2 pseudogenes are annotated in these 312 nt (G+C 63.5%); both read right to left on the bottom strand.

Annotated elements, in window-relative coordinates:
- Positions 1 to 203 (bottom strand): annotated as a pseudogene (locus EN874_RS32940) (N-acetyltransferase); the annotation flags it as partial.
- A pseudogene (locus tag EN874_RS32935) lies at positions 203 to 312 on the bottom strand (molybdopterin oxidoreductase); the annotation flags it as partial. The pseudogenes EN874_RS32935 and EN874_RS32940, both read right to left, overlap by 1 nt.

The following is a 312-nucleotide window of genomic DNA, read 5'->3' as shown; positions in this document are numbered from 1 at the left end:
ATCAGTTTGAGCTCGGCGATCCCCGCCCAGGAATAGCCGGCGGCAACGCCGACGGCACGGCCGGACTCATCGCGCAGCGCAAAGACGAGACCCCGGTCGTCATCGCGGCCGGTGAGAAGCCGGTTGTCGCTATTGAGGTGTTCCTCGATGGCGTCGAGCTCGGCCGGCGCAAGATCGTGCTCGGCCTGCAGGCGAGGGGCCATCAAATCCCGCCATACCAGTCGTAGCCATTGTCTTCCCAATAGCCGCCGCGGCCGCCACCGACATTGGCGAAGCTGTCGACCAGCTCGATCTTGTAAAGATATTTCGGCA

Source organism: Mesorhizobium sp. M1D.F.Ca.ET.231.01.1.1 (genome assembly GCF_003999155.2).
In the GTDB taxonomy this organism is placed as follows: domain Bacteria; phylum Pseudomonadota; class Alphaproteobacteria; order Rhizobiales; family Rhizobiaceae; genus Mesorhizobium.
This window is presented reverse-complemented; position numbering and strand designations above follow the sequence as displayed.